The following is a 21,109-nucleotide window of genomic DNA, read 5'->3' as shown; positions in this document are numbered from 1 at the left end:
GTGTGCTATGGACTGTGAAAACGTGCTATAAACCGTCGTACATTTTATCACACGAAAAAGCTGAGACACGATAAACAGTCTCAGCTTCTTTCTTTACCCACGTACTAGTTTTGTTCGGATTCGGTTGGAAAAGAATTCTACTAGTAGAATTAAGACGACCAAACCAATTAAAATAGCGCCAACTTCTGTCCATCGATAAGAATTCATCGCAAAAATGAGTGGTGCACCTATTCCTCCAGCACCTACAAGGCCTAATATAGATGCTTCTCTTAAATTCATGTCAAATCGGTAAATGATAATAGACGAAAACATAGAAAATAGCTGTGGGAGAATTCCATAGCGTATTTTTTCAAATGTACTACAGCCAATTGAAGTCATCGATTCAAGAATAGAAGTATCCAAATCCTCAATCGCATCGACAAATAATTTGGAGAGCATTCCTATCGATATTACCGCAATTGTTAATACACCTGCAAATGGACCTTGTCCTGCGACACGGATAAACATTAATCCATAAACAAGCGCTGGAACTGTACGAATAAAGATTAATAGTATTCGCGTTAACCATGCAACTGGGCCTGGCACAACGTTAGACGCAGATAAAAATGCTAGCGGGACAGCCAAACATGCACCTGCTATTGTTCCAAGAAAGGCAATCGCCATCGTCTCTACTAGTAAGTACATAACCCCTTTACTTGTAAAATTAAATAATAAATCTGTTTCCGGTTGGAGGATACCAGTGATAATACTAGTAGCAACTTCCCATCCGCTTTGTTCAAAGTTATTAAGATTGATAGCAGAAAGTGACCAAACAAATAAAACGATAAGGAGAATAGCTACTGTCATTAAATAGCGCAAATTTCGTGGTGAAGCATATAATTGTTTTTCTAATGCATCCATCGTATGTAAACTCCTTTAGATTAACTTTTTACGGAAGTGTTCACTAATTTGTTCAATAATGAAAACGGTAATTACTAGCATGAGTAAAATCATGCCAACACTCGCATAATCTCGCCATCCTAAACCTTCGTGTAGTAAGAGCCCGACTCCACCCGCACCAACATAACCAAGTATGGCAGCATAACGGACATTCCCTTCGAAGCAGAATAACGATGTAGACAAATAATTAGGTAAAACTTGTGGAAAAACTGCATAACGAAAGCTTTGCAGCCTTGTCATACCTGTTGATTCCATTGCTTCAAATGAGCCCATTTCTGCATTCTCAATCTGTTCATAGAGAAGCTTTCCTACATAGGCAACTGTAAACAGAAAAATAGCAACTGTTCCAGCAAGTGTCCCCAATCCAAATATAAACGTTGCAATTAGCGCAGTGACCAAGGTAGGTAGTGTACGCAAAATACTGAGAATGAATTTACTTATACTAGCGATGGTTCGATTCATAATATTGGATGATGCTAGATAAGCCGCAGGAACGGCAGCAATCGACCCTAACAATGAACCGAGTAGTGACATTTTAATCGTATCCATTAATGGTTTCCAGACATGGTCGAAATACTCCCAATTTGGTGGAATCATTTCATTAACAATAACAAAGAATTGGTGCCATCTATCTCGTAACACACTCATCTCAAAGTCAGTAAATCGAATCGAGAGAATCGTCGCTATTAATAAAAGTACTAGAATAATAGGTGTACGAGACTTTTTCTCTTGCACGATTTTACCATTAGGAAGCACAATTTTTGCAGGAGGAAAAATTTTATCATACATAATTTCTCTTCCTTTCCTCCAGCTGAATTTCTTTGATATCCTTCGTCTCACCTTGGTATATGTGTTGGAGAACATCTTTTGTTACTTCTTCTACCTTGCCATCAAATACAATTTGTCCTTCTCTAACACCAATGATTCGTTCCGCATATTCAAGCGCGATTTCGACATGGTGGATGTTAATAATGATCGTCATATTGGTCTCTTGGTTAATCCTTGCAAAATCGTCCATTACTTGTCTAGCTGTGATTGGGTCTAGGGATGCAATTGGTTCATCTGCTAAAATAATATCGGGATTTTGAGCTAATGTTCTAGCTAATGCAACACGTTGCTGCTGACCACCGGATAATTGATCAACCCGGACATAGGCTTTATCAAGGATTCCTACCTTATCTAAAGCAGTCAATGCTTTAATTTTTTGGTCCTTAGTAAATATTCCCGTTATCTTTCTCCAGAATGGGAGCTCTGGAACAAAGGATACGAGCACATTTTTTAATACAGAGATTCGACTAACTAGGTTAAACGATTGAAAAATCATACCGATTCGTTGCCTAAATTTACGAATCTCCTTCCCTCTTAGTGAGTTCACTTCCACGTCATCTACTACGAGAGATCCTTCTGTAATATCATGCATTTGATTGATACAGCGAATCAATGTGGATTTCCCAGCACCAGAAAGACCAATAATCGCCACGAATTCACCTTTATCTATTTGCAGATTAATATTTTGCAGTGCTTTGACGTTATTTGAATATGTTTTACCAACATTGATAAATTCAATCATCTATAAATACTCCTATCTATGAAAATGAGAACATCCACAAGTGATGCTCTCATCGAATCTAATTTTTCTATATTAATTTAAGCTTTTTACGAGTTCCTGTGCTTTTCGTTCATCATCGTAATCGGTAGCTTGTGCTTCTTGATAGCCTTCATGATTATAAATAGCAATAACTTCTTTACCTTCTTCTGTTTGTGCAATATTAATAAAGGCCTCTTGGATTGCCGATTTTAAATCATCATCCATCTTGTCTGAATTCTTGCTCACGCTGATTGTATCGTTATAAATGGAAGGTGTTACACCAATTACATTTGTATCATCCCAAATTGTTCCTTCACCACTCCAGCTTTCTTCATTATCACGTCTAGCATCCGCATACGTAACCATCACATCGATTTGATCAGCTGCAAGTCTAGCAAAAGAGCTACCATAAGAATCAGATGGCACGACATTTTCTAGATCTGTAATCGTCTTACCAAATTTCTCATCCATCCAGATAGCAGGATAAATATAGCCTGCTGGTGAAGATGTTGACATGACAGCCCAAGATGCACTGTTAATATCATCAAACGTTAATTCTTCTCCATTATTCACTTTTTCAGCTAATTCTTGTCCTTTCTCTGAAGGTCCTGCAATAATTAGCGCACGATATCCAATTGCTTGTTCGTCAGATGCTTCTGTTGGTTTGTTGTCATTCCAATCTTTAGGATTGTCCGAGTCGATACTCAATCCTGCACGTGTTGCTGTTAAAACAACTTCCGCTCCGTCATCATACAATACATATGTACCACCTGGAATTAAGCCAATATCCATTGTCCCAGCAGATAATGCCTCACCTACAGCTTCATAGTTCGTACCAACCGTAATATCTACTTCGCCAATGTCATATCCCAATGTTGCCATTTCCTCAATCAATAAATCCTTTAAAGGCTCTGTTGCCGTTATAATCTCTTCTGGCTCTCTAGAAGGGACAAATCCAATCGAAAGCTCGTCAATTGATTTGTTAGTTGCTTCTTCTTCTTCTTCTGAAGTTTCTGTTTCTGACGCACTTACTTCTTCTTTATCTTCATTTGTAGAGCTCTCTTCCGTATTATCTCCACATGCTACTAACAAAAATGCTAGTAAACTGACCACCAATAGTAATAAAAGCTTTTTCAATGTTATCTTCCTTTCTCAAGCTATTTGGTACTTATTACAGTGTAATGTAAAAATATTAAGTAATTGGTAACTACCGGTAAACGTTTTGTTAAGAATTATGATGCTGAATTTACATAAAGAAAACTTGGCTAGCATCAAGCCTTGCGTAGGCGATCGCCTTAGTTGTACTTAAACTTGGAACTTTTAATTTTTACTACGTTGAATGACTTCTATGTTGAAAATTTATGCTTTCCTATCATGTAAAAAAACTGCGAAGAAAGAACTCTAGGCTCTATCTTCACAGTTTCTATTACACTATTAGTTTTCTATCAATTTTTCACCATCAATATATTTCTCTCAAGGTTACCGTCTAATATGTGGATTAGTAAAAATATCGTATTCATCACGACTTGTCGTTGAAAATTCTGAAACAATCGCACCTTGTTCCGCCGCTTGGAACCAGTGGAGTGTATTAGGTGGGATTGTATACTGCTCACCTGGGTGTAGGATAATTTCATGAAAAACGGTATAAAATTCTTTCCCTTCCCTAGGCAAATTAGCTTGTATGACCGCAGCATCTTCGCCTTCTACGTATAGATAGACTTTTCCTTTTCTACAACGAAACGTCTCTTGCTTCCCTAAAGAGTGATCAATTGGCGGATGTCTATGCTCTGGACAAGTTTGATTTGGAAATAAAACAAGCTCCTTTGCACAATAATAGTCGTTATTTTCATACGTAATTAGCTGTAATCCTTCCTTTTCTAACCGGTTCAAGCCGAAGTCAGCAATCTCCACTCTCTCTTGTTCTTCCTCCGTCAATACAAATCCTGCTTCCATTAACATATCGATTGTTTTTTGTTTTGCTGTTTCTGTTTTCATATCTTTCACCCTTCCACGTGAATTACCGAGCTAATAAAACTAAAAACACCAGCATGTTATTATTTTGCTAGTGTCGTGTATGTAGGTTCTTTATTCACTTGTTTAAATAGGATAATCAACGACAACCACGTCTTCAATTACACCGTCCAAAGCTTGTACGAAATTCTGATGAACAGGATGTGGTCCATAATCATCTAAAGATTGTTTACTATCAAACGTCACTCGAAGTCCTAATGTGTAACCTCTAATATTTTCTGTCTCTTCCGTAACGTTTATTCCTGCTGTTAATTCGACAATACCTGGAATTTTCTCTTTGAAACTACTTAACTTATTTAACAATTCCTGTTCTTTGTCTTTTGTTAAACGTTCATTAAATTTAAAGAAAACCATATGTTCATACATGTTACTTCGCCTCTTCCCTTGTCTTGTATATCAGTCTGTGTTGTTTTGATTATAGGTGATGGAACCATTCCCATCAAGTAGTTACTATTACGCTTCCATTTGATCTTTTACGTAGGTAACTAAAGTTCCATCTGTTTGAACTTGGGCAAAGATAACTTCCTTAACATGAGAGATGTTTTGCTGTTTTAATTCGTGAAGTAACCAAGCTTCATCCAAATCTAGTTTTGTCAAATTCTTTTTTACAATCTTACCATCGGATATTACCTCTGTTGGAATCGGATAAATCTTTTGAGATACCGAAACGTTCATATCTTTTTTTACTACTGGTTGCTTATCTTCTTTCAAAAGAATCGATAATTTTCCATTTGTCTCAAAAATAGCATAATCTACATCAGTAATCGAAAAAACATTTTTTCACGTAGCATCGTTGTTAATGAATCTAAATCTAATCGACTTAATACAAGCGATTTCCTTATTATTTTACCCTCTTGTATTACAATAACAGGGTTTCCAGTTAATAATCTTCTTAATGATTTAAATTTTATATCGAGGGTATCAAGTACAACCGTTATTAACGTCCAACCAACTAGCGCAATAATACCATTACGGATACTTGTACTTGGATTGACCACAAAATCAGCGGCAATCGATCCAATTGCAATTCCTGATACAAAATTAAAGAACGTCATTTGACTAATCTCTTTTCTACCTAATAACCTCGTTAACAAATAGAGAGCGAAAAAGCCTATAACAATTCGAATAATCAATTCTGATACTCCCATTTATATGTACCGCCTTTTGCAAATCATGATGAATTATTCCCACATAAGAAATTCTTTGTATTTAATGAAGGTTCACAATTTTTCTTATGGTTATCTATTTTAATTTTTTTATGCTATAACCTTAATTCCTCCCTTTCCATTAAATTAATTTTCAGTAATTACTTAATAAAAGACATGTAATTTTTTCTTTATGTTCATGCTTTCAATCAAAAAAGCATTGTTATCTACTCTTTCGTCTCCGAATAGTAACTTGCCTTAAAGTGCATATTAATCCTATTCCACACGATAAAATCGCTAAGCAACAATTATATACGTATTACTTAGGAGGACATCATGAGTTCAACAACATATAAAGGTACAAATAAAATGATTATAGGGATTGTGTTTGGGGTCATCACTTACTGGCTCTTTGCACAAGCCATGGTAAATATAGTCCCTGCCGTTCAAGAGGATTTAGGGATAAACTTAGAAACGTTAAATATTGCAATTAGTTTAACATCGTTATTTTCAGGTATGTTTATCGTAGTAGCTGGAGGTTTAGCAGATAGAGTTGGGAGAAAGAAATTAACATATCTAGGCTTAATTTTAAACATTGCTGGTTCACTATTACTCGTATTATCACAGGGAGCATTTTTCTTAATCATTGGTCGAGTACTACAAGGATTATCTGCTGCTTGTATCATGCCAGCGACAATTGCGTTGATGAAAGCTTATTTTGAAGGTGCTGAAAGGCAGCGAGCCTTAAGTTATTGGTCGATTGGTTCTTGGGGTGGGTCAGGTGTTACATCGTTTGCAGGTGGGGCTATTGCAACCTATTTAGGCTGGAAATGGATATTTATTTTCTCGATTGTTTTTTCAATTCTTGCGATGTTATTAATTAAAGAAGTTCCAGAAAGCAAGGCTGAAACAACTGGAAAATTCAAATTTGATTATGGTGGACTCGTAATTTTTATCATTGCTATGTTGGCTTTAAATATTGTCATTACACAAGGTGCTGAATTTGGTTGGACAAGTCCAATTACCTTAATCTTGGCCGCAATAGTCGTCGTTAGTATTTTCGCATTCGTTCGCTATGAAAAACGAGTGAAACAGACGCCATTGATTGATTTTAAATTGTTCGCCAACAAACCTTATACCGGTGCCACAATATCCAACTTTTTATTAAATGCTGTAGCTGGAACGCTTATCGTTGCAAATACGTATGTTCAAGTAGGCCGTGGTTTTTCAGCCTTTCAATCAGGAATGCTTTCCATTGGTTATCTAGTTGCAGTTCTTGCTATGATTCGTGTTGGTGAGAAGATTATGCAACGAATTGGTGCACGAAATCCGATGATATGGGGAACTACATTAACATTAATCGGTGTTGCTATTATGGGATTAACCTTCCTACCAGACACGCTTTATACAATTACCGTTTTTGTTGGTTTTATCTTATTCGGTATAGGTCTAGGAATGTATGCTACTCCTTCAACTGATACTGCCGTATCGTCATCACCTGATAATAAAATTGGTGAGGCTTCAGGTATTTATAAGATGGCTAGCTCATTAGGAAATGCCTTTGGGATCGCAATTTCCGCTACCGTTTATAGTGCGGTCGCCGCGTTTAGTACTGTTAATATGGCTGCAACTGCTGGGATTATAACGAACGTTATCTTTGCTATTCTTTCCTTGATATCCATTATTGCACTTGTCCCACGAGATGCAGGAGAATCAAAGAAAGTTAGTTGATTTGTGTTACACATAAATACGGAAAAAATTAAGGTGCTAAAATCGTTATCAGAGGAGTTGAATGATAGTGAAAGAAAGGCTAATGCAATTGTTAGAAGAGCGGAAAGATGAAATGATTGAAATCCGTCGTTATTTACACGAAAACCCAGAGCTTTCTTTTAAAGAAGAAAAAACTGCAAAATATATTGAAGAATTTTATAAAGATAAAGACGTGGATATACAAACAAATGTAGGGAATGGTTATGGAATTATTGTAACCATTAAGGGTGCGCACGATGGAGAAACGATAGGGCTACGTGCTGATTTCGATGCTTTACCTATTACAGAAGAAGCTGACGTCCCTTTTAAATCTAAAAACGAAGGTGTCATGCACGCTTGTGGACATGATGCACACACCGCTTATTTGCTCGTTCTCGCTGATTGTCTCATCCAGTTAAAGAGCGATATTAAAGGGACTATCAAAATAATTCATCAGCATGCAGAAGAACTCCCACCCGGTGGTGCAAAAAGCATTATGGAGAGTGGGCATTTAGATGATTTAGATGCTATTTTTGGGATACATGTTTTACCTTTGGGTCCTGCTGGCACTGTTGGATACCATAGTGGCTACTCATTTAATGGAAGAACTTATTTCAAACTCGTCATTAAAGGCCGAGGTGGACACGGTTCCTCACCAGATAAAGCAAATGACTCTATCGTTGCCGGTAGTTATTTTGTGACAGCTGTACAAACGATTGTCAGCCGTAGAGTAAATCCAATGTCTGCTGGCGTTGTTACCATAGGCTCATTTGATGGAAAAGGTTCATTTAACGTCATTAAGGATAGCATCGAAATTGAAGGAGATATCCGCTATTCAGATGAGGATGTTCAGAAGGTGATCGATGAAGAATTTCACCGCATTGTCCAAGGAATAGAAGCACTTTTTGGTGTGAGCTGCGAATTAACATACACACCAGATTATCCACCACTATATAATGATCCAGAAATTACTAATTTTGTTGCTAGCTCGTTAAAGGAAATACAAGACAAGGATATTAAAGAAGTGAAAGAATTTCCAAAATTATCACCTTCCGAAGATTTTGCTTATTATCTCCAGAAAATTCCTGGCTCCTACTTTTATATTGGCTGTACACCAAAAGGTATCGATAAGCCATTTTTTAACCACCATCCGAAATTTGATATCGATGAAGATGCGATTCTCGTAGCTGCAAAGGCAGTTGGACATGTTGCTTGTAGTTATCTTGAACGTTAATAATCCTATCTATAGTAAAACAGTACCTGGAACGTTAGTATTTCTTATACCAGGTACTGTTATTTTATTTATCCTCTCGAAGCATAAATTCATTTCCATCCTGGTCATAAAAGATAAACATTGTACCATAAGGCATCCTTAACAAATCATCTACCTTTACTCCTTTTCGTTTCATTTCTTCATACGCTGCTTCAATATCTGTAGTTGTAAATAACACAGAGGGATGAGCCACTTTGGTAGGTTGTTGCTGCTCCATTAACGATTTAGAATACAGTACTAATGTTGTGAACTCATCTTCATTAGGGCCAACCTCCATCCATGTTGCATTGGGCCCCATTGGCTGTTCCAGCTTTAATACGAATCCCATTTTGTTTAGCCAAAAATCTTTAGCTTGCTCTTGATTTTCCACATAAACCGTAATCTTACCAATTTTATTAATCATATTGTCATCTCCTCTTGTTTTATTTTCTTTCAAGGTAGACTTTTAATGCGTGGCACATGCTTTTGCAAATGTCTTAGACATCATTTTTCCAAAAAACTTCGCCATGCCTGTCAGTTTATTAATTTCACCCGATAGTAAAATTTCTGAATGACCATCTACCTCTTGAAGAGTGTACGTATATATGAATTCGCCTTTTCCTGTTGTACCTTTAGTGCCATCACATCGGAGAACAATTTTATTTGGCTTTTGAAGCTCTATCACTTCAAAATGTTCAGATGCCTCGGTACCAAACATTTTTCTTGTTTCTTTCCATTCACTACCTTCCTTAATTGGTCCCTCATCTAATCGCTCCATTCGAACCAAACCTTGCATCCATTCCTTTGCTGCATCTAAGTCGAGAAGTGCTTGAAAAGCTTTCTCTACAGGAACTCGCAACGTTCTCCTTACATCGAATTGTATACTCATTATTATTTCCTCCTCCAATAGCCAAACTAATGAATGTTAGTATTCCCTCTAGATAATAAAAACATATCATGTATGAACTTTTCCGACAGTTTTTCAAATGTGTTGGATATCCAACATAAAACAAAAATTATTGGTTTTTTTAAATCTCATTATGCCCTACACTAACATTAAGAAGCAAATAGATACATTACATGCTAATGAAGATAAGAGGGAAGTATTAACACAAGTAGCCGAACGGAGACTTATCGTACCTAATCTCTAAAATCATCCGAATAAAAGAAAAGGAAGGAATACAATGAAAAACAATAATTTAATTTGTGATATTGAAACAGGTGTATGTGGTGTTCCGGGAGAATCAGAAATGGAGATGATTGATTTGAATGAACCGAACAAAACAATCGATTTTTACTATGTAACAGATCCAATTTGCTCTCATTGCTGGGCGATTGAACCAACACTTCGCCGCTTTATGAAGCAATATGGACATTATTTTAATTTCCAGAGTGTGATGGGTGGCTTATTAGAAAAATGGCACGGCGGACCAGTAGACCCAGCGAACGGGATTAACGGTCCAGCTGATGTGGCAGGACACTGGAGGGAAGTCGGTGAGCATTATCGTATGCCAATTGATGGTTCCTTGATGATAGATAACCCTGTACAATCTTCTTTTCCACCATCTCGTGTATACAAGATTATTCAAAAACATCATGGCGAGGAAAAAGCGTTTGAATACCTACGTAGAGCAAGAGAAAGTTTGTTTGTTTTCAATCAAAATATCGGAGAAGCAACAATTTTAATCGATATTGTGAATGAAATGGGCTTAAATGGAGAAGCCATTGTGGAGGAAGCAAATCAGGAGACAGGACATGAGTTGTTAAATGAGGATTTCACTTTAACTAGAAAATTAGGTGCGCGTGGTTTTCCAACGATTATTATGGTAAATGAAGCGAATAAAGGAGTAAAAATCGTTGGTGGCAGACCGTTTGATTATTATGTTTCTGGATTAACAAAACTTCTTGGCGAAGAACCAACACCGAAAGAAGTTCCAGCTTTGTCGTCCTTACTAAAGAAAGAAAAGATGCTTTTCGCCAAAGAAATTGAAGTTATGTATGACGTGGAAGAATCCGACTTAGTTTCTTTTGTTGAAAACGAACTAAATATAGATCAGTATGTGAAAAGTGAAATCCTAGGAGAAATTTATTTCACAACCTCCAATTAATCAACGAGGCTGGGACAGAATTATTTAATCATACTACAAACCGAACGATCCGTTGAATCAGTTATGTTTATATGCTTTTTATAATTACTTCGCTAAAACACTTCGCTTTCCGCAGGCAACGCTTCAACTAATTACAAAAGTTCAATTGAACTTTTGTAATGGATTTTCAGCTGTTGCTTTCCTGCAGGAGTCTACGTGTTTTTGCTGCGTAATTTATATTTCATTTTTTAATTGTTCGCCTTTAATATTGTAAGTTTAGTTATTTCCCCGCCTCTCGATTTATGTGAACGCAAAGCACTATACATGAGGCAAACGCATGTAGGAATCATATACACGTGTTAGTGAGTATCCCACGGAAATTAAGCGTATTTAAATTTATGTGATATTTAAAAAGGAAAAGTAGTTTGATGATATTTGATCATCACGCCAATCTTAATTATAAATACGGAAATCGCAAGTTTTGTTGCTGTGGTTTCTAAGTAGATACAGTAGGTAGAAATAAAAAGAAAATACTTGAATATATTAGGAATTAGCTAAAAGGAGATTACATGACGGACTAATTAACAATATTTGAAGAGCTTGATCCGTTTACAGGGCAAAAAACACTATACAATAAGGGATTCTTTTAGAATCAGTGAGTAAATGTGGTGCAAGAGGGAGAACCATTCGGTGGTCCCTTCAGGACGAGGCCAGTAAAAGAGGCTTTCAGCCGCAGAGAAAAGAGGCCGAGCACAAAAAATAGCAAGAAAGTCCAACCAAATCATGGAGATGATATAAATAGCCAAGTCAAAATACAAGACTCCTGCAGGAAAAGCAACAGCCGAGGGATTACAGGATGTAATTCAGTTCGGCGTTGCAACAGGATGTTGCGTTATTCGCCGAACACTCACAAACAAAAGTTTTTAAATAACTTTTGTAATTAGTTGAGGAGTTGCCTGCGGAAAGCGAAGTATTTTGACTTGGCTTTAGTATAATATTCGGATTTTGTATTATGTAAATTACTTCTGTCCCAGTCTATAATTAATTCTATGGATTACCGATTTCTTAAAGATTCTCTAACATGTTTAGCTTCTTTTGGTGTCAACGTTGGAATAACTTTGATAAAGTAATAATGCTTAATGAGTCCTAAAATAATAATAATAACTTTTACAAATATAAAATCTACATAAATAACAGAAAAAATAATAAAAGCATCTGCTATCACATTAATCCTAATTTTCTCACGCAGTGTCATCCCCGTGTTTTCTTTTATTCGAACTACATAATCTTTATAAAAGGTTGTGCTCTTGAACCAGTTCTCTACTCGCTCTGAACTCTTCCCAAAGCAATATGCTGCAAATAAGAAAAATGGTCCCCCAGGTAGTACAGGAAGTATGACTCCAGCAACACCTATTCCAAAAGATACGAACCCTGTTATGATTAAAAGAATACGTCCTAGATTTTTTATAGGAATCACCTACCCTTATACTTTATATCTATTATACCACCGAAAGTTCTTCTTTTGCTTTCACTTCAATTGGCGCGAAAGTCAGAGACTTGTCCTTTTTATCCATTACACTAAATTTCTCATTTTAAACAAGCTAGTCCTATCTACTATATTCTTTTTTACCTTAGTTTATGTATTCATACTTTTTTAATTTTTTCATAACCCTGTACGTGTATCCCCGGTATAAAAATTAAAGGATTAGCTTCACTAATGTCGAATAGAATAGAGAATCGGACTTCATAGAAGATTAGCAGTTATACTGAAAAACCTTTTCTTATTTTTATGCCAAGAAAAATTTATAATTAAGCAAGGAGTGTTAGATTTGGTACGTCTCATTGTATTGAAACCGAAGATTAGAAACTAAAAAATCTTCGGGGTGATTATTATTATGTCTAATAAAGACAAACATACTATTTTTAAAGATAAAGTATTTAGAAGATACATTTATGCATATTTAATAACTCAAATTAATACATGGATGATTCCTGCTCTAACTCCAATATTATTGAATAAGCATTTTGGAATAGGTAAAGAACTAGCTTTTAGTTTAGGATTACAGTGGTTGCCAAGTATCTTATTAGGACCTCTAACAGCCACACTTATTAAAAGATGGGGTCCGCATAAAATGTATGTATTCGTCATGTTTTTTTATTCTATCGTGCTGGCCCTCTTGCCTTTTACATCGAATTTATCCCATATTCAGTTGTTAATCTTTGTGTTGGGAATTGGTCAAGCGATTGCTTCACCCAGTTCCTTAACATTAAGAGCATATGTAATACCAAAAGGAATGGAAGTGGCTGGGAATTCTATTATTATAGGGATTCAAAGGTTATCAAAAATTATTGGTCCTCTTTTTGCAGGACTACTTATAATGTTCGTTAGCGTGGAACATTCCTTTATTATTTCAGCAATACTTTGTTATCCGTCTATATTAGCTCTTCTTGCAATTCCACTAAATAAACATGATAAAAAGGATAATAGAAAGAATAAAATCAAATTTATCTTTCAATCGATTTTAACGTTTTTGGTCTATGATAAACTTTTATTAGGCTTATTTATAACTGCAATCGGTTATACCATTACTCTAGGTGCTTTAAGGATTTATTTACTTTCATTAGCAGAATTACTTGGAGAATCAGAACAAATATATTCATTTCTCTTGGCCTCGCAGGGATTTGGAGCATTAATAGGAGCAGTGTTGAGTCAAAATATAATCATAAAACTTCAAAGGAGAATCTCCCTAACAAAGATTTATGCTCTTGTAAGTATACTAGAAGGATTCACTCTTTTACTGATCAATTTTAATGATAACGTCGGTTTTGTTATAACCGTTTTAATAGTAGCATCTGTGTTTGAAACGTTAGCTTTTGTATCCTATTTTACAATTCTTCAAAAAAGAATTTCTAAAGAGGACCAAGGGATATTCAATAGTATAACGATGCCAATCATCGATTCTTCCTATTTAATTGGAGTGATAATGATGGGGTTTATCATCAATAGATATTCCTTATCCATCATCTTATGTATAGTGGTTAGTACAACGATTTTAACTGTCTTCGCGTTTATTAAAACATTTTTCCAAATAGATGATTCGGATCTTGCTTCAACAAAGAAGATAGGATAAACGGTTTGGTAAAAAACACTTTGCTGTCATAGATTATACTATCAAAAACAACAATCGAAGTCCCCACCTATTCAGGATCGGACTTCGATTGATTTTCAAACAAATTATTTGTACAGGTTTTACCCTATCACTTATAAGCAAGGAAAATAGAACAAAACAATTAAATTAAATAACAAAAATTTATTTCCCGTACGTTTCATAGTTCTCAGAGTTAGCCATATAAATGATTTTACCTTCTATATCGATATGATTTTTTAAATTTTGATTAGAGATGGATTCATAGTGTGCAATATCAAAGAAATAAGGTAAAGGGTATACCTCATTTAGTAAATCCGACAACTTATATAACGTGTTGGCAGTAACTGTTTTACCTTTTATAGCAATATCTACATCCGATCCTCTTTTAAAGTTCCCCATAGCCCGACTTCCAAAAATAATCGCACACTCTATCTCATCGAATTTAGCTAGAGCATTATATATATAACGTAAATCACTATCAATCAAACCAAACATATTTATCTTTCCTTTAATAATTTGTCATATAAATGTCTGAGTATTGGTAGAAAATGTTGTTGTATTTCTAAAACTAGTTTTTCTGCAAGTTCTTGGTCGTATGTGTGCACTGTTAGATTTCTTTTAGATAGTGCGTCCATCCAGATATGTCCATCCTCAATTATCTCAGCCTGAAATGCTTGTTTAATGGTTTCCCTTGGACTTTTCACAACATAACCCTCTACTTCTAAATAATCCTTTAATACCTTCCAGGCTAGCTCAAACGTGGTCTCATAAAATTGAATAATTCCTGCTCGTTCTAATTCGTTTGTTATACTCGTACCCGAATATTTTTCTAAAAGGTGAAAGGATTTTTCAAAATTCTCAAATCTTTGTTTCCAACGAATATCTTTCAATTCATCCATGTTCTCACTCCTATTTATCTTTACCCTTTTACAACTTTTTTAGAACATTCTCATAGAGGATAGGTTTATGTCTGTTAATTATACATCATACATGTTGATTGTGACGAAAGGATTCAGGTATTATTTACAGCATGCTATAAGTTACTAAAAATCTTTTTTCACTTTTGCAGGTATCAATCATTGTATGTTCTATATAAATCGTGTACGATTAAATCATACACGATTAAATTTTATAGGAGGTAGCTTGATGACAACTGTTTATGATTTTACAGTAGAGAAAACGAATGGTTCGGAGCAATTACTTAAGGACTTCGAAGGAAAAACATTACTTATAGTGAACACAGCGAGCAAGTGTGGACTAACGGATCAATTCAAAGAGCTGCAAGAATTATATGACAATTATAAAGATCAAGGTTTAGAAATTTTAGGATTCCCATGTGGACAATTTAATAACCAAGAGTTTGATAATATTGAAGAAACGACAGAATTTTGCCAAGTAAATTATGGTGTCTCTTTCCCGATGTTTGGAAAAATTGATGTGAACGGTCAGAATGAACATCCTTTATATACTCACTTAAAATCTGCCAAAGGTGGTCTTTTATCCAGTGATATTAAGTGGAACTTTACTAAATTTCTAGTCGATAAAAATGGTCAAGTTGTAGAACGTTATGCACCAACTACAAAGCCTAGTAAAATAGAAAAAGACATTGTCAAACAACTAGGATAAGGTGATGAAAGCCTTGCAGAATTTTTTAACATTAGACAATCAATTATGCTTTGCTATTTATGAAACAAACAGTCAGTTCACCAAATTGTATTCGAATGTTTTACAATCGTTTGGTATTACCTATCCGCAATACTTAGTTCTGTTAGCTTTATGGGAAAAAGATGAGATTACACTAAAAGAATTAGGTGAGCGATTAAATCTAGGTACAGGAACGTTAACACCGATGATTAAACGCATGGAAGCAAATGGTTGGATTAAAAGAGAACGAATGATTTCGGATGAAAGAAAAGTTGCGATCTGTCTTCAAGAAAAAGCGATCAATCAAAAGGACGACATCCACCAAGCTATCGCAAATGAAGTAATAGCTTGTCAAATTGACTTAAATGAATACCAACTATTAATGGATCAATTGAAAATACTTCAAAATAAACTTACGATACGAAGCAGCAATTAAAAATACTAAAGGATGAAACGATTATTCCTATCAATTAGTTTCATCCTTTTTTGATTAGGATAACATACGCATATCATTAGTTAAAGAGATTTTCTTTTCACTATACTGTTTGAAAACGGACAAAGCGACATCTTCATTCACACCATTTGCTAAGTTCAATAGCATTTTTATAATTCTCCATGCTTTCAACTGAATTGTAGAAAACATAATGACACCAATTTGAAGTTCTTTGATAAAGCCACAATAAGTATGAAAGCCGAATGTTGTGCCCCCATGGTGAATAATTGGGTATTTCAATTCCTTCTTCTGCTCGATAAACCAGCTCAGACCCATTCTCATATTCTTCATAATCTCTACATTTTGGTCTTGATGTGTGCGTGTTATTGCTTCTGTTAAGCTACTCTCTCGTAGTCCCATTTGATGCTCTAAGTAAATCATCATATCAGATATTGTACTTCGTAAAGCACCTGCTCCGTGTATAGAACCGAATCCTAATGGAGGGAATTTATCTCCTTTTTTATTGTAGGCTTGTATATAACGCTCTACCTGACTCTGCTCTGGTGTCACAAAGGTATCATGCATGTCGAGCGGATTTAAAATATGTGTTTTAATTGCATCCTCATAATCCATCCCTACTATTTCACTTAACACTCTACCTAATAAACCAAATCCAATATTTGAGTAACCCCACTTCTTGCCTATTTCTTTCTTTAGATCGTGCTCCAAATAAAAATTATGAAAATGCTCCTTTGTATAGTGATGATAAACATTCTTCTTGTTTTCCTTGTCTTCTTTCATTATTTTTCTAATAACCTTGATGTCTTCACGAGGCAAGCGAGACGTATGAGTTGCTAGATGTCGAAAAGTTACTTCCTTTCCTTGATAGGTTAGTGCATTTCGATACTCTGGTTTAAAGGATACGATTGGCTCATCTAAATCCAAGACACCCTCTAGCGCTAGTTGTACCAACAATAAGCTCGTAAACGTTTTTGTTGTAGAACCTATTTCGAAAAAACGATTTTCGACTGGGATTTTCGAATTTTCTTCCCCATAAATACCTCCATCGATTAACTTGCCTTCTCTCGTAACAATCCCCAATGCGTAGCTAAGTTTTGTAGCTCCTCGTAGCTCTTGTGCTATTTTGTCTTGTGGAATCTGAATCACTTGATCACCCCTTCATTTTCTTTTTCATAAATTTCAAACCCTTGCGCTATAAATGCTTCAAATTCAGGAGAGAAATACGATAACATGAGATTCTGCTTTTCTTCATCTTGAAAATTTGCTATTTCCTCGAAAGCTTGCGGAGTAAGTATATCGTTAAATACAGCAAACATATGAGAGAAAATTTGCTGAACTTCCTTATCCGCTGGTTGATAATCATTTGATTGTAATTCCTTTAATTCTTTTAAATAGCTGATAAATTTCTGCTCGATTGCTTGTTTCTCCTCGTCTTGCTTATCGTCAAGGAAAGCTTGCTGCATTGTCGTCTCTGTGAAATATTTGGAAAACATCTCTTTATGGTATTGTTCGTGTTGAAATGAATGTATGAGCGCTAGTAATATGTCATGATCAATATTGTTTTCTCCTAATGCTTCCACTCTCTCAATCGTTTGGATAACATATTCTATTTCCTCTTGCTTCTTCTGGAGCATTTCTTTTTGTCTCAATAAGGTGTCATGAAATGTATCTTTCTTTGTTAATGTTAATAACTCCTTAATGTCCGTAAGTGAATATCCTAGGTACTTTAAGGTTAATATTCTCTGCATTCGATACATTTCATTCGGACCATAAAGCCTATGACCTTGTTCATCGAAACGAGACACCTTTAATAGATTAATTTTATCGTAGTAACGAAGCGTACGTTCCGTGACACCAGTTAACTTCGCAAACGCTTTCGTTTTATAATGTTTGTCTTCCATGATTCAGTCCTCTCCTCCTATTCTTACTTTTAATCTACACCATGACGTAACGTTAGCGTCAAGCTTTTATATTAAATAAATATTAGAATTATGTTCTTACGTTTTCATATATTGTTATAATGAAGAGGCATATATAAATATATATCGGAGGATAATTCTAATGGAAATGTACGAACTGAATAATTTAGCGTCAATTTTTTGATCAAGATTCTATTCGCTGTGTGGAAAGTGTGGTGAGTACAATTAGGAGATTTTTAACACTGGTGTTATCTATTATATTGTTTGCAATTTTATTCTATTTACTTACTTATATCCTTAGTTACCAACAACAATTACCTCGTGAGTATTACTTTACTTTTTTGGAATCCTTTCTTATTACCATTATATATGTAGGTCCAATCTATCTATTTTTCGGACTACCAATCGCTATGCTTATAGATAAAATACTTTCTAAATTACCTATTTATCCTAGATGGGTCTATTATTTATATGGCGTTCTTTCTTTTTCCATAGCTGGTATTGTAATTGGTATCCTTATCCTTGTGATTTTATCTATTCCATTCAGTTGGAATATGGACCTCTTTGGGTTATTTCTTCTATGTACTATCGCTTCCAATACTTATTATCACCTTTCCTTACTATTTTTCAAGTTAAACAGACAAAAGAGAACGATTACTCTATGGTTTATGCAAAATAAGACCTCATAACTTACCCCCATAGGAGAAAGATTTAAAAATAAATACTTATTTCCTTATGGGGGTGCTTTTGTATACAATTATGGTTTTAGCACTACTTTAATACAATTTTCTAACTTCGCATCAAAAATTTCATATCCTCGTTTTGCCTCTTCTAGTGGCATAGGATGCGTAATAATATCGCTTAAATCTACTTTTCCACTGGCAACTAAGTCATGTAAATAAGGCATATAATGAACGACTGGTGCCTGCCCTGTCCGTATATTGATATTCCGTTGAAATAGATCACCGAACGGAAAAGCGTTATAGCGACCAGAATAAATACCTGTCACTTGTATGTTTCCACCTTTTTTAACCGCTTGAGCTGCCATAACGAGTGCTCCCATTGATCCACCATGTAGCTTTAAACCGCTAGCTAGGAACTCTAAGTCAGACATTTTCCCATCCATTCCAACACAGTCAATTACTACATCAGCTCCACCTTTCGTTAACTCATGCAAATATTCACCCGTATTTTCATAATCCTCAAAGTTAATCGTCTCCACTTGATTCGTTCGCTTTGCATGGTCTAGACGGTATCCTACATAATCCACTGCTATTACACGTTTCGCACCTTTTAACCATGCAAACTTCTGCGCTAATAAACCAATTGGTCCACAACCAAGGATTACAACAGTGTCCCCTTCTTTCATTCCTGAGTTATCAACACTCCAATAGGCTGTCGTACCAGCATCAGATAGTAGAAGTAAGTTATCCTCGTCTAACTCACTATCTTCTGGCACTTTAAATGGCAGAAAGTTCCCGTATGGTACGCGCATGTATTCTGCTTGCCCTCCAGGGTATCCACCAGCTGTACCTGAATATCCGAAATAGGCCCCCATTTCGCCATTATCATTCGAATTATCACATTGACTCTCTAATTCATTCTCACAGAACCAGCACTCGCCACAGCTCACATTGAAAGGAATAACAACACGATCACCTTTTTTAACCTTGGTTACATTCGGACCGATCTCTTCTACGATACCCATAGGTTCATGACCGATAATATAATCTTCTTGAAAGTTGGGGATCATACCATGAATCAAATGTAAATCTGAGCCACAAATAGCAGTGCTCGTTAATTTGATGATAATATCGTCTGGTTTATGAATACGAGGTGCTTCGACTTCTTTTACGACTACATTGTTAACACCTTGAAACGTTACAGCTTTCATTTCCTAGCTCCTCTCTAGTTGGGTGGTGTCGGGAACATCCCTTTTCGGTTATTGTTTTCTGGAAAGAGATTAAGTCCAGCAATATCGATGGCATTGTTGGCTGCATCTAAATCAAGTAATTGTTGTTCACTCACATCATAAGGGTGGAACCACTTCTTTTGCATCATTAAATCGATTACTTCCGTTTGATAATCAATTGCAGCTTCCATTTGATTTCGTAAAGTTGTTCTTACTTCTGGACTAGCAGTTTCGGTAATCGCAACGGAATAATTCCGTATTAGTTCCTTCACTGTAATTAATAGGTCGAGCGCAATTGCGGAATCGATTTTTTCTGGCATACCGACTGAATTAATTGGGTCTAAGTAGTCATTCATTTCTCATTACCTCACTTACTCGGATTTTGTATAAGGGTAAAGCCTGCGTAATTCTTTCATATCTACAACTGTCATATCTACATTCTTTTGAATCAGTCGTCGTAAGTCTTGATCAAAAACGACACCTTGTATAAGTTTCGATTTCAGTAAACCAATCGTTTTTGCATTCATTATTTCATGCATATCAACTGTTTCGTGAAATGCGAGATCCTCTTTTGCCAATTCAAAAACCTCCTCATTCAATTGTTTAGACTAAGCATAATTTACCCTGCTTTGTGTATGATATACCGACATATAGAAATGGGAGATAAGAAAGAATAACTAGCGCAAAAATACACAAAATAGAGGAAAGTTTAGATAATTGAGGTGAGAAGATGGAGGAAAGATTGGCATTGCATGAACGATTGGAATTACAAGAAATTCTAGCGTTTAAAAACATTTGCTTAACAAAGTCGTCTACAATGAAAGGCTTAGTTGGTTGTGATGAATTAAAAAGCATTTTGGAAATGGATGTCACAGAAGGTAAAAAGCACGTTCAACAATTAAGTAAATTAATCAAAGATAGGGAGGTGGTCATGTGACGAACATGATTCAAAAAATTGCTGGGTTAAGTGGAATGACCGATCAGGTAATCGCAACAGACTTTTTGATAAATGCAAAATCTGCTGTTAGGAATTTGACCTTTGCTTTAACAGAGTCTGTCACACCGGAGGCAAGGGACGTTTTACGTGAGCAACTTAATGATGCGATTGAAGCACATGAGCGAATCAGTCAATATATGATTGAAAAAGGTTATTATCATCCAAGTAATCTAGATGAACAAATGAAGATAGAAGAAAAAGCAGCAAAAGCAGCATTAAAGCTAGCAAAATAAAAAATCAATA

General features: G+C 35.6%; 25 protein-coding genes and 2 pseudogenes. 10 read left to right on the top strand and 17 right to left on the bottom strand.

From position 1 onward, the window contains the following. Positions 1–93 precede the first annotated feature (93 nt). From phnE (GGQ92_RS04100) to GGQ92_RS04070, 7 genes and pseudogenes are all read right to left on the bottom strand, one after another. Positions 94–900 carry a phosphonate ABC transporter, permease protein PhnE gene (gene phnE, locus GGQ92_RS04100; RefSeq protein WP_184244889.1) on the bottom strand — a complete coding sequence of 269 codons (807 nt, stop codon included), beginning with the start codon at positions 898–900 and terminating at the stop codon, positions 94–96. 15 nt (positions 901–915) lie between these two features. Next, positions 916–1,728, bottom strand: coding sequence for a phosphonate ABC transporter, permease protein PhnE (gene phnE, locus GGQ92_RS04095; RefSeq protein WP_184244888.1), 813 nt, complete (start codon positions 1,726–1,728; stop codon positions 916–918). Beyond that, the gene (gene phnC / locus GGQ92_RS04090; protein ID WP_184244886.1) at positions 1,721–2,509 is read right to left on the bottom strand and encodes a phosphonate ABC transporter ATP-binding protein; all 789 of its coding nucleotides are present in this window, start codon (positions 2,507–2,509) and stop codon (positions 1,721–1,723) included. The genes phnE (GGQ92_RS04095) and phnC overlap by 8 nt, the downstream gene beginning before the upstream one ends. 72 nt (positions 2,510–2,581) lie before the next feature. Further along, positions 2,582–3,664 (bottom strand): phosphate/phosphite/phosphonate ABC transporter substrate-binding protein, encoded by a 1,083-nt coding sequence (locus GGQ92_RS04085; RefSeq protein WP_184244884.1) that lies wholly within the window; start codon positions 3,662–3,664, stop codon positions 2,582–2,584. A 342-nt stretch (positions 3,665–4,006) separates the two neighbouring features. Further along, a complete protein-coding gene (locus tag GGQ92_RS04080; RefSeq protein WP_184244882.1) occupies positions 4,007–4,522 on the bottom strand; it encodes a D-lyxose/D-mannose family sugar isomerase in 516 nt (171 codons plus the stop codon). Between the two features lie 102 nt (positions 4,523–4,624). Next, positions 4,625–4,924 (bottom strand): Dabb family protein, encoded by a 300-nt coding sequence (locus GGQ92_RS04075; protein WP_184244879.1) that lies wholly within the window; start codon positions 4,922–4,924, stop codon positions 4,625–4,627. Positions 4,925–5,011: 87 nt separating this feature from the next. Beyond that, positions 5,012–5,706 (bottom strand): annotated as a pseudogene (locus GGQ92_RS04070) (YetF domain-containing protein). A gap of 333 nt (positions 5,707–6,039) precedes the next feature. Here GGQ92_RS04070 and GGQ92_RS04065 point away from each other — a divergent pair. Next, complete coding sequence (locus GGQ92_RS04065) at positions 6,040–7,434, top strand: MFS transporter (protein WP_184244877.1); 1,395 nt, start codon at positions 6,040–6,042, stop codon at positions 7,432–7,434. Positions 7,435–7,501: 67 nt separating this feature from the next. Beyond that, complete coding sequence (locus tag GGQ92_RS04060) at positions 7,502–8,686, top strand: amidohydrolase (protein WP_184244875.1); 1,185 nt, start codon at positions 7,502–7,504, stop codon at positions 8,684–8,686. Between the two features lie 64 nt (positions 8,687–8,750). Here GGQ92_RS04060 and GGQ92_RS04055 read toward each other — a convergent pair whose 3' ends face one another. Both GGQ92_RS04055 and GGQ92_RS04050 read right to left on the bottom strand, forming a co-directional pair. Continuing rightward, positions 8,751–9,128, bottom strand: coding sequence for a VOC family protein (locus tag GGQ92_RS04055; RefSeq protein WP_184244873.1), 378 nt, complete (start codon positions 9,126–9,128; stop codon positions 8,751–8,753). Between the two features lie 42 nt (positions 9,129–9,170). After that, the gene (locus GGQ92_RS04050) at positions 9,171–9,593 is read right to left on the bottom strand and encodes an SRPBCC family protein (protein ID WP_184244870.1); all 423 of its coding nucleotides are present in this window, start codon (positions 9,591–9,593) and stop codon (positions 9,171–9,173) included. A gap of 295 nt (positions 9,594–9,888) precedes the next feature. Between GGQ92_RS04050 and GGQ92_RS04045 the strand changes: the two genes are divergently transcribed. Beyond that, complete coding sequence (locus GGQ92_RS04045) at positions 9,889–10,812, top strand: DsbA family protein (RefSeq protein WP_184244868.1); 924 nt, start codon at positions 9,889–9,891, stop codon at positions 10,810–10,812. A 299-nt stretch (positions 10,813–11,111) separates the two neighbouring features. After that, positions 11,112–11,372: pseudogene (gene tnpA / locus GGQ92_RS04040) on the top strand (IS200/IS605 family transposase); the annotation flags it as partial. Between the two features lie 473 nt (positions 11,373–11,845). Here the strand turns inward: tnpA and GGQ92_RS04035 are convergent. Beyond that, positions 11,846–12,268, bottom strand: a complete 423-nt coding sequence (locus GGQ92_RS04035) for a YbaN family protein (RefSeq protein ID WP_343068757.1) — start codon at positions 12,266–12,268, stop codon at positions 11,846–11,848. Positions 12,269–12,686: 418 nt separating this feature from the next. Here GGQ92_RS04035 and GGQ92_RS04030 point away from each other — a divergent pair, with 418 nt between their 5' ends. Further along, positions 12,687–13,922 carry an MFS transporter gene (locus tag GGQ92_RS04030; protein ID WP_184244866.1) on the top strand — a complete coding sequence of 412 codons (1,236 nt, stop codon included), beginning with the start codon at positions 12,687–12,689 and terminating at the stop codon, positions 13,920–13,922. Between the two features lie 180 nt (positions 13,923–14,102). Here GGQ92_RS04030 and GGQ92_RS04025 read toward each other — a convergent pair whose 3' ends face one another. Together GGQ92_RS04025 and GGQ92_RS04020 are read right to left on the bottom strand one after the other, a co-directional pair. Beyond that, positions 14,103–14,435: a nucleotidyltransferase family protein gene (locus GGQ92_RS04025; protein ID WP_184244864.1), complete on the bottom strand. Its 333-nt coding sequence runs from the start codon at positions 14,433–14,435 to the stop codon at positions 14,103–14,105. Positions 14,436–14,437: 2 nt separating this feature from the next. Further along, positions 14,438–14,839 (bottom strand): nucleotidyltransferase substrate binding protein, encoded by a 402-nt coding sequence (locus GGQ92_RS04020; RefSeq protein WP_184244862.1) that lies wholly within the window; start codon positions 14,837–14,839, stop codon positions 14,438–14,440. Positions 14,840–15,086: 247 nt separating this feature from the next. Here GGQ92_RS04020 and GGQ92_RS04015 point away from each other — a divergent pair, with 247 nt between their 5' ends. Together GGQ92_RS04015 and GGQ92_RS04010 are read left to right on the top strand one after the other, a co-directional pair. After that, positions 15,087–15,566 carry a glutathione peroxidase gene (locus tag GGQ92_RS04015; RefSeq protein ID WP_184244860.1) on the top strand — a complete coding sequence of 160 codons (480 nt, stop codon included), beginning with the start codon at positions 15,087–15,089 and terminating at the stop codon, positions 15,564–15,566. Between the two features lie 13 nt (positions 15,567–15,579). After that, positions 15,580–16,020, top strand: a complete 441-nt coding sequence (locus tag GGQ92_RS04010) for a MarR family winged helix-turn-helix transcriptional regulator (RefSeq protein WP_184244858.1) — start codon at positions 15,580–15,582, stop codon at positions 16,018–16,020. 54 nt (positions 16,021–16,074) lie between these two features. Here the strand turns inward: GGQ92_RS04010 and GGQ92_RS04005 are convergent, their stop codons facing one another. Together GGQ92_RS04005 and GGQ92_RS04000 are read right to left on the bottom strand one after the other, a co-directional pair. After that, a complete protein-coding gene (locus tag GGQ92_RS04005; RefSeq protein ID WP_184244856.1) occupies positions 16,075–17,184 on the bottom strand; it encodes a serine hydrolase in 1,110 nt (369 codons plus the stop codon). After that, on the bottom strand, positions 17,181–17,939 hold the full coding sequence (locus GGQ92_RS04000) for a MerR family transcriptional regulator (protein ID WP_184244854.1): 759 nt from the start codon (positions 17,937–17,939) through the stop codon (positions 17,181–17,183). Before GGQ92_RS04000 ends, GGQ92_RS04005 begins: the two co-directional genes overlap by 4 nt. 263 nt (positions 17,940–18,202) lie before the next feature. Here GGQ92_RS04000 and GGQ92_RS03995 point away from each other — a divergent pair, with 263 nt between their 5' ends. Next, positions 18,203–18,646 carry a hypothetical protein gene (locus GGQ92_RS03995; protein ID WP_184244852.1) on the top strand — a complete coding sequence of 148 codons (444 nt, stop codon included), beginning with the start codon at positions 18,203–18,205 and terminating at the stop codon, positions 18,644–18,646. A 68-nt stretch (positions 18,647–18,714) separates the two neighbouring features. Here GGQ92_RS03995 and GGQ92_RS03990 read toward each other — a convergent pair whose 3' ends face one another. From GGQ92_RS03990 to GGQ92_RS03980, 3 genes are read right to left on the bottom strand one after another with little or no spacing between them, the layout of a single operon-like run. Next, on the bottom strand, positions 18,715–19,851 hold the full coding sequence (locus tag GGQ92_RS03990) for a zinc-dependent alcohol dehydrogenase (protein WP_184244850.1): 1,137 nt from the start codon (positions 19,849–19,851) through the stop codon (positions 18,715–18,717). 14 nt (positions 19,852–19,865) lie between these two features. After that, the gene (locus GGQ92_RS03985; protein ID WP_184244848.1) at positions 19,866–20,225 is read right to left on the bottom strand and encodes a spore coat protein; all 360 of its coding nucleotides are present in this window, start codon (positions 20,223–20,225) and stop codon (positions 19,866–19,868) included. A gap of 15 nt (positions 20,226–20,240) precedes the next feature. Then, entirely contained in the window at positions 20,241–20,447 is a 207-nt protein-coding gene (locus GGQ92_RS03980; RefSeq protein WP_184244846.1) for a spore coat protein, read from the bottom strand. 152 nt (positions 20,448–20,599) lie between these two features. Between GGQ92_RS03980 and GGQ92_RS03975 the strand changes: the two genes are divergently transcribed. Then, entirely contained in the window at positions 20,600–20,806 is a 207-nt protein-coding gene (locus GGQ92_RS03975; protein WP_184244845.1) for an amidohydrolase family protein, read from the top strand. Continuing rightward, a complete protein-coding gene (locus tag GGQ92_RS03970; protein ID WP_184244843.1) occupies positions 20,803–21,099 on the top strand; it encodes a spore coat protein in 297 nt (98 codons plus the stop codon). The genes GGQ92_RS03975 and GGQ92_RS03970 overlap by 4 nt, the downstream gene beginning before the upstream one ends. Positions 21,100–21,109 lie beyond the last annotated feature (10 nt).

The organism is Gracilibacillus halotolerans, from assembly GCF_014206945.1.
Classification (GTDB): Bacteria; Bacillota; Bacilli; order Bacillales; family Amphibacillaceae; genus Gracilibacillus; species Gracilibacillus halotolerans.
The sequence above is the reverse complement of the archived record's forward strand: the minus strand, read 5'-3'. Positions and strand labels throughout refer to the sequence as shown.

Excerpts from the sequence above, each read along its gene's own strand:
- GGQ92_RS04045 (WP_184244868.1), top strand. The coding sequence starts at position 9,889 with ATGAAAAACAATAATTTAATTTGTGATATTGAAACAGGTGTATGTGGT.
- GGQ92_RS04030 (WP_184244866.1), top strand. The coding sequence starts at position 12,687 with ATGTCTAATAAAGACAAACATACTATTTTTAAAGATAAAGTATTTAGA.
- phnC (WP_184244886.1), bottom strand. The coding sequence starts at position 2,509 with ATGATTGAATTTATCAATGTTGGTAAAACATATTCAAATAACGTCAAA.
- GGQ92_RS04050 (WP_184244870.1), bottom strand. The coding sequence starts at position 9,593 with ATGAGTATACAATTCGATGTAAGGAGAACGTTGCGAGTTCCTGTAGAG.
- GGQ92_RS04075 (WP_184244879.1), bottom strand. The coding sequence starts at position 4,924 with ATGTATGAACATATGGTTTTCTTTAAATTTAATGAACGTTTAACAAAA.
- GGQ92_RS04080 (WP_184244882.1), bottom strand. The coding sequence starts at position 4,522 with ATGAAAACAGAAACAGCAAAACAAAAAACAATCGATATGTTAATGGAA.
- GGQ92_RS03985 (WP_184244848.1), bottom strand. The coding sequence starts at position 20,225 with ATGAATGACTACTTAGACCCAATTAATTCAGTCGGTATGCCAGAAAAA.
- GGQ92_RS03975 (WP_184244845.1), top strand. The coding sequence starts at position 20,600 with ATGGAGGAAAGATTGGCATTGCATGAACGATTGGAATTACAAGAAATT.
- GGQ92_RS03990 (WP_184244850.1), bottom strand. The coding sequence starts at position 19,851 with ATGAAAGCTGTAACGTTTCAAGGTGTTAACAATGTAGTCGTAAAAGAA.
- GGQ92_RS04025 (WP_184244864.1), bottom strand. The coding sequence starts at position 14,435 with ATGTTTGGTTTGATTGATAGTGATTTACGTTATATATATAATGCTCTA.
- GGQ92_RS04020 (WP_184244862.1), bottom strand. The coding sequence starts at position 14,839 with ATGGATGAATTGAAAGATATTCGTTGGAAACAAAGATTTGAGAATTTT.
- phnE (WP_184244888.1), bottom strand. The coding sequence starts at position 1,728 with ATGTATGATAAAATTTTTCCTCCTGCAAAAATTGTGCTTCCTAATGGT.
- GGQ92_RS04015 (WP_184244860.1), top strand. The coding sequence starts at position 15,087 with ATGACAACTGTTTATGATTTTACAGTAGAGAAAACGAATGGTTCGGAG.
- GGQ92_RS04055 (WP_184244873.1), bottom strand. The coding sequence starts at position 9,128 with ATGATTAATAAAATTGGTAAGATTACGGTTTATGTGGAAAATCAAGAG.
- GGQ92_RS04065 (WP_184244877.1), top strand. The coding sequence starts at position 6,040 with ATGAGTTCAACAACATATAAAGGTACAAATAAAATGATTATAGGGATT.
- GGQ92_RS04000 (WP_184244854.1), bottom strand. The coding sequence starts at position 17,939 with ATGGAAGACAAACATTATAAAACGAAAGCGTTTGCGAAGTTAACTGGT.
- phnE (WP_184244889.1), bottom strand. The coding sequence starts at position 900 with ATGGATGCATTAGAAAAACAATTATATGCTTCACCACGAAATTTGCGC.